Source organism: Floccifex sp., from assembly GCF_051873495.1.
GTDB lineage: Bacteria > Bacillota_I > Bacilli_A > Erysipelotrichales > Erysipelotrichaceae > Floccifex.
Genome location: NZ_JBJEEX010000139.1, coordinates 1 through 4,322 on the forward strand (window position 1 = coordinate 1; position 4,322 = coordinate 4,322).

The following is a 4,322-nucleotide window of genomic DNA, read 5'->3' on the forward strand; positions in this document are numbered from 1 at the left end:
CCTAAAGCTTGAAAGGTACTTTGTCCACAGAATTGGAAGGCCATGAAACAAAAACCAAAAAAATAAATATGAAGACAAGGAGTACCTAATTTAATGATTTCAATGTCATTTGTGAATAAAGAAATAAGCTGTTGAGGAAATAAGAAACAAATCATCCAGGCAATAAATGTGTAAACTACACCGCCAATAATATTACAACGAATTCCTTCTTTTACGCGTTTATATTGTCTTGCTCCGTAGTTATAACCATTAACAGGTTGACAACCATTACCAAGAGCTTGAACAGGAACGGATAAGATTTCTCGTACCGAATTTATGATGGTCATAATACCAACATAGAAGTCACCGCCATATGTCATTAATGTGTTATTGCATACAATTTGAACACCACAATTCGTTGCCATGACAATAAACCCAGATAAACCAAGTTCAATTATTTTTTTTATATATGACCATTGTGGCTTTAAATAAGACAATCGAATACGATAAATGTTTTTCTTTCCTACAAAGAATTTGAAAATCCAAATGAAGGAAATAAACTGTGATATTACGGTTGCTATTGCTGCACCAACAACGCCTAAATCCAAAACAAAAATAAAAATAGGGTCTAATATTAAGTTTAATATTGCTCCAATCAAAGTGGTGAACATACCAATTTTAGGATATCCTTGGGCATTAATCATACCGTTGAGACCTGTTACATACATAGAAAATAAAGTTCCTAGTAAATAGATTTTTAAATATTGATTGGCATAAAAATAAGAGGAATCACTAGCTCCAAAGGCATATAAAATAGGTCTTTTAAATACATAGCAAACAAGCATTAAAATTATGGAAGTAATTCCAAGCAATGAAATACACTGAGATAAAATATGGCTTGCTTTATCAGTGTCTTGTTGACCACGAGCAATAGAAAATAACGGTGTTGCTCCTGAAGAATATAATTGTGTAAAAGCCCCTATTAAAGTTGTTAAAGGAAAAACAATACCAATACCAGTGAGAGCCATCGAGCCATAAGTGGGTAGGTGTCCTATGTATATGCGATCAATCACACTATAAAATAATTGAACTAACTGAGCTGTTAATAATGGAATTGTCTGTAAAAATATAATTTTTGATACTTTACCTTTTGAAAAATCATTTTGCATAGGTTAATCATACTCTTTTTTTTTGAAAAAGGTATTTTTTATTGTAGAATAATGTAGGTGATAAAATGAATTTTAATACGTTTTTTATTGGAAATGCGATAGCTTTACTTGGCTCTTTTGTAATGATTGGTATTGGTTTTTTAAAGAAAAAAGAACATATATTAATTGGACAATGTTTTCAATGTGGTCTAATTGGAATTTCTCAACTTGTTTTGGGCGGAATAACAGGATTTATTACTAATTCCTTTACGATTCTACGAAATTTATTATCTTTTAAAATACCGTTTACAAAGCCAGTTAAAATTGTTTTTATTTTAATACAAATTGTTTTGGCACTTAATTTTGATTCAATTACTTTAATTAACATGCTTCCAATTATCGCAACGGCTATTTTTACATGGTATATGGACAGTAAGGACCCTATTCAATTTAAAATTGTTGTGATTGGAACTTTATTACTTTGGCTAATTTACGATTTTTCTATATCAAATTATGTAGCTTTCTTCTTTGATTGCGTGAGCACTTGTACAAATTCATACACATTTTATAAAATGAAAAAAAGTTTCTGAAAATAAAAAAACTCTTGCATTGCCTAATAGCTTGAGTATAATTTAAATCATAAAAACAAAGAAAAGAAGAAGTACAAACATCATTCTTCTATAGAGAGACAATGGTTGGTGTAAATTGTTGGAGAAAAGTTTGGAACGTGTCTTGGAGTTGCGTTGTCGAAATTGTGAGGCAATGATCGTTAATTCGCGTTAAGAATGAGGTGTCATCTGCATAGAGCAGGTGGAAGTTAGGTGGTACCGCGTCAATAACGTCCTTTCATGAAAATGAAAAGGACGTTTTTTTTAAGGAGGAAAAGAATATGAAAAAAGTAGTAAAAGTTGGTATGGCATGTTTATTGGCTGCATCTATGTTTGGTTGTTCATCTTCAAAAGGTGAAGAGAACACAAAAGTAATTACAATTGGAACATCTCCAGATTATGCTCCATATGAGTCATTGGATACAGATGGTAACATCGTCGGATTTGATGCAGACATGGTTGCTAAATTTGAAGAATATTTAAACGAAGACAGTGATGTAACATATACATTAGAATTTAAACAAATGGATTTTGATAATATCATTACTCAAATTCAAGGAGATCAAATTGATGTAGGTATCTCTGGATTCTCTTATGATCCACAACGTGAAGTAGAATGGTCTGAACCATATTTAGGATCAAGCCAAGTTGCAGTATTACCTGCAGATAGTGATATTAAATCTTTAGCTGACTTAGAAGGAAAAAGTGTAGCTGTTCAAACTGGTTCTACAGGTGAAAAAGCGGCACAAGAAATTAAGGACGCGAATATCAGTGGTTTAAAGAGTGTACAAGATATTATGAATGCTTTAGCTGCTCATCAATATGATGCTGCTATTGTTGATGGTGGAGTTGCTAAGAACTATGTTGACAATGCCGATTTCATTATGCTTGATGAAGCATTATTAGATGAACAAAATTTCATTATCGCTAAAAAAGGTAACACAGAAATTATTGATTTAATGAATAAATGCATTGAAAAATTCTTGGCAAGCCAAGATTATCAAGACTTATGCAGCAAATATAGTTTATCACCAGTTGTAACAGAATAATAGAAAGAGAATAAAGATGTTTGTTGCGATTGATAAAGTTTTTACGATAGAGAATGTTCTATTTTTAGGAAAAGGAGCTTTGTTGTCAGTTGTTATTGCTGCAATTTCCTTAACAATAGGATTAATTCTTGGAACTTTAGGGGCAATGGGAAGGACAAGTAAACATATCCTTCCTCGCTTTCTAAGTAATATTTATGTCACAATTATTCGTGGTACACCATTACTTCTTCAAATTTTGATTATTTTCTCAGTTATTCCATCCGTTTATACTGCCATTACTGGAAATATTTTAAGAATGGATCCACGTTTGATTGGAATTATTGCTTTGAGTATTAACTCAGGTGCTTATCAAACGGAATTAATTCGTTCGGGAATTAATGGTGTTGATAAAGGACAATGGGAAGCATGTGAAACACTTGGACTTTCTAGTTGGCAAACAATGAAGTTGGTTATTTTACCACAAGCTTTCAAGCGCATTGTACCACCTCTTATTAGTGAATTTATTACTTTAATTAAAGATAGTTCATTAATAAGTTGTATCGGTGCAGTGGAATTATTGAAGAGTGCACAAATTTTAGGAACACAATACTTTGATGTTATGTCACCATATTCACTGGCTGCAATTTTCTATTTAATTATGACAGCAACAGTATCATTTATTGGTTCTAAAGTGGAAAAGAGGTTAGCTATCAGTGATTAAAGTTGAACATATTGAAAAAAATTTTGGCAAGCTCCATGCTTTGAAAGACGTTAGTTTGGAAATTCATAAAGGAGACATTGTTTCTTTAATTGGGCCAAGCGGCTCAGGAAAAAGTACATTACTTCGATGCATTCATGGATTAGAACAAGCAGATGCTGGTAGTATTTATATGGATGGCGAATTGATGGATCCTAAAAATACCGAGAAATACCGTCTGCAAAGAAATAAAATGGGATTCGTTTTTCAACACTTTAATTTATTTCCTAATATGACTGTATTAGAAAACTGTAATTTAGCACAGATTCAAGTTCTTCACAAATCAAAAGAAGAAGCAACACAAGTCTCTTTACAATTACTAGATAAAGTTGGCTTGTTACAAAAGAAAGATTCATATCCTAATAATTTATCAGGTGGGCAAAAACAACGTGTTGCTATTGCTCGTGCTTTATGTATGAATCCTGAAATAATGTTATTTGATGAACCGACAAGTGCTCTGGATCCCGAAATGATTAAAGAAGTATTAGAGGTTATGAAGGATTTAGGGAATCAAGGAATGACAATGATTGTTGTTACTCATGAAATGGGGTTTGCTCGTAAAGTTGGAAATCGTGTTGTTTTCTTAGATCAAGGAGAAATTATTGAAGAGTGCGGAAGTGAAGAATTCTTTTCTAATCCAAAATCAGATAGAGCTAAAGACTTTTTAAGTAAAGTCTTCTATGATTAAATCGTATATTAATTTATACGATTTTTTTTATAAAAAAAAACACCTGTTTGAAACAGGTGACAGACTGTTGACAAAGTGGTCGACAGTCTTTTTAAATTCTGATATTATTGTTGT

5 protein-coding genes and 1 other annotated feature are annotated in these 4,322 nt (G+C 32.0%); of the genes, 4 read left to right on the top strand and 1 reads right to left on the bottom strand.

Going from position 1 to position 4,322, the window contains the following annotated elements; all coding sequences use genetic code 11:
• The coding region (locus ACI313_RS09325) for an MATE family efflux transporter (protein ID WP_439755853.1) at positions 1 to 1,148 on the bottom strand (1,148 nt) is incomplete at its 3' end.
• A gap of 65 nt (positions 1,149 to 1,213) precedes the next feature.
• On the opposite strand from ACI313_RS09325, the gene ACI313_RS09330 reads away from it, so the two are divergent.
• The 4 genes from ACI313_RS09330 (at position 1,214) to ACI313_RS09345 (ending at position 4,208) form a co-directional block, all read left to right on the top strand.
• Positions 1,214 to 1,717, top strand: coding sequence for a YgjV family protein (locus ACI313_RS09330; RefSeq protein WP_439755854.1), 504 nt, complete (start codon positions 1,214 to 1,216; stop codon positions 1,715 to 1,717).
• A gap of 49 nt (positions 1,718 to 1,766) precedes the next feature.
• Positions 1,767 to 1,976, top strand: a binding site (T-box leader).
• Between the two features lie 40 nt (positions 1,977 to 2,016).
• Positions 2,017 to 2,784 (top strand): substrate-binding periplasmic protein, encoded by a 768-nt coding sequence (locus ACI313_RS09335; RefSeq protein WP_439755855.1) that lies wholly within the window; start codon positions 2,017 to 2,019, stop codon positions 2,782 to 2,784.
• Between the two features lie 16 nt (positions 2,785 to 2,800).
• On the top strand, positions 2,801 to 3,484 hold the full coding sequence (locus ACI313_RS09340) for an amino acid ABC transporter permease (RefSeq protein ID WP_320607633.1): 684 nt from the start codon (positions 2,801 to 2,803) through the stop codon (positions 3,482 to 3,484).
• Positions 3,477 to 4,208, top strand: a complete 732-nt coding sequence (locus tag ACI313_RS09345; RefSeq protein WP_320607634.1) for an amino acid ABC transporter ATP-binding protein — start codon at positions 3,477 to 3,479, stop codon at positions 4,206 to 4,208. Before ACI313_RS09340 ends, ACI313_RS09345 begins: the two co-directional genes overlap by 8 nt.
• Positions 4,209 to 4,322 lie beyond the last annotated feature (114 nt).

What these genes read in the sequence shown, in the direction of transcription:
- ACI313_RS09330 (WP_439755854.1), top strand. Translation starts at nt 1,214, where the DNA reads ATGAATTTTAATACGTTTTTTATTGGAAATGCGATAGCTTTACTTGGC.
- ACI313_RS09340 (WP_320607633.1), top strand. Translation starts at nt 2,801, where the DNA reads ATGTTTGTTGCGATTGATAAAGTTTTTACGATAGAGAATGTTCTATTT.
- ACI313_RS09335 (WP_439755855.1), top strand. Translation starts at nt 2,017, where the DNA reads ATGAAAAAAGTAGTAAAAGTTGGTATGGCATGTTTATTGGCTGCATCT.